A 1,753-nucleotide genomic window follows, 5' to 3' on the forward strand; every position below is an offset into this window, starting at 1 on the left:
TGTAATCAAATGATGCTGGCCTATATAGGAAGAACCACTCTGGCATATTCTTACTAAATTCAATAGCACTCTTATTCATTATATTGGTACATTCTTCATAATCACTTTTAAAAGTATTGCGATCCTTAACATTACCAATGTAGTTGAATTGTAGAGCCTTAGAAGTACACTCAAATCTAAATGTTTGATTGCCATCATTCCTTTCTATTTCAAAAAAGTAGCCTGGTCCCCCCCCAATAAAGTCTGGCAGTGTAACCTCTGTTGGTAAGTCAAAGTTATTTGAACGAAGATGACATTTGAAGGGAGTAGGGCACCCTTTGAAGAACATCGACTGGCGACTTTTTGAGTCTTTATATAAATAAGGACCGAAAGGCATATTGTGTTGACCTTTAATCGGCATATTATTCTGTTTGGTTGCCTCAGCAATGATTCTATTTAGTTCTTCCCAAGCCTCCTCTTCGCTTTCCAAGTCACCTTTTGGCAACCAAGCCAACATTAACTGACGGTCTTTCGCATGAGTAGTATTTTTAAACAGGTTTCCTACCCAAGCAAAGTTAACCGTACCCGATATAATTGACGCGATGTTAACCCCAGCTTCAGCAGCATTAAGCGACCCTTCTATTAGACTCATTGCTTGTTCAGTGCCGTTAACCGCTTTACCATACGATTCAATAAAATCTTCCCTTGAAACATCGAGTTTGTAAACCCCCGCTGCTTTGGTAACGTTTCCAGCAAAAGACAGATTCGAGTCGGACTCATAGGGTTTTAGACTACTGCATGCTGACTGAAGTAACGATATGCTCAAAATAATAATAACTACAAAGATTTTCATGTTTCTTTTATTCCCTCTTTTTCCGTTTTCCGTTTTCCGTTTAACTTTTATGCTCATTGGTAGTTGTCACTACCGTCAGTACCGCATATTTCAGCATCCGCACTATTGCCATCAAGACCGTAATTTTCGCTGTCTTGGTGGTTATCAAGGCCATTAGACTCGTAATCAGTAGCAGCAGAGCTTGATCTATCCGTTCCAGCTATCGTATTGAAGGTAAGGATAAAGCCCACAATAATTCCAAAAATTGCGCCAATAGGGCCAGCCAAACTACCAAGCAATGCACCGAGCCCCATAAAAAGAATATATGCGACTATTATTGGGTTTGAGTCATTGCTATCAGGATCTATTTTTCCTTGGTTATCACTGAGTTCCCCATCTACTGAGTATACGTACCACTGCTTTTCGACCAAGCGACCAACATAAGACCCATCTCTAATCATTTCTATAGCTTTTTCGGTAGAAATTCCTTTTATCTCTGCATACTGTTCAACAGGTATCATCTTCATAAAAAATAGCCTTTTCCGTTTATTAGCATTTACTATGATACTAACGGATTCCATTGGGATTCTCTATAGAGATTGAGTGGAGAGTTTGTTAGCTGAAGCACTCATGGTCTTGCGGCAAGGAAGTCCGCAAACGAGACGTAAGGCTGCTGACTTCTTTCAGGATAATTTAGCCAGTTTCTAAATTGCGATAACTAGTGAAGTTGAGCAAAAGCCAACTCTCTAGTATTGCTTGAAAACCAATTGCTTTTTGTTGAATTCACAACCTTGCGTAGCCAAAAGGGTCTGAAATTAAATGAAGCGTTAAGTTTTCTTATCTCATAAATAAATACCCACTCAGCGACACTTAATGTCGCTTCATGATTTATCATGGCCTTCTATTAAAAATAAGCCCATTTAAATAGAAGCTAAAAACTTG

The 1,753-nt window shown here is 39.0% G+C and carries 2 protein-coding genes; both read right to left on the reverse strand.

The features are described from left to right. Positions 1-832 (reverse strand): hypothetical protein (locus tag A3766_RS19370; protein WP_156508990.1); only part of this gene is annotated, 832 nt, incomplete at its 3' end. A gap of 53 nt (positions 833-885) precedes the next feature. Next, positions 886-1,338, reverse strand: coding sequence for a hypothetical protein (locus tag A3766_RS19375; RefSeq protein ID WP_068510796.1), 453 nt, complete (start codon positions 1,336-1,338; stop codon positions 886-888). Positions 1,339-1,753 lie beyond the last annotated feature (415 nt).

The sequence above is a fragment of the Oleiphilus sp. HI0132 genome (assembly GCF_001635845.1).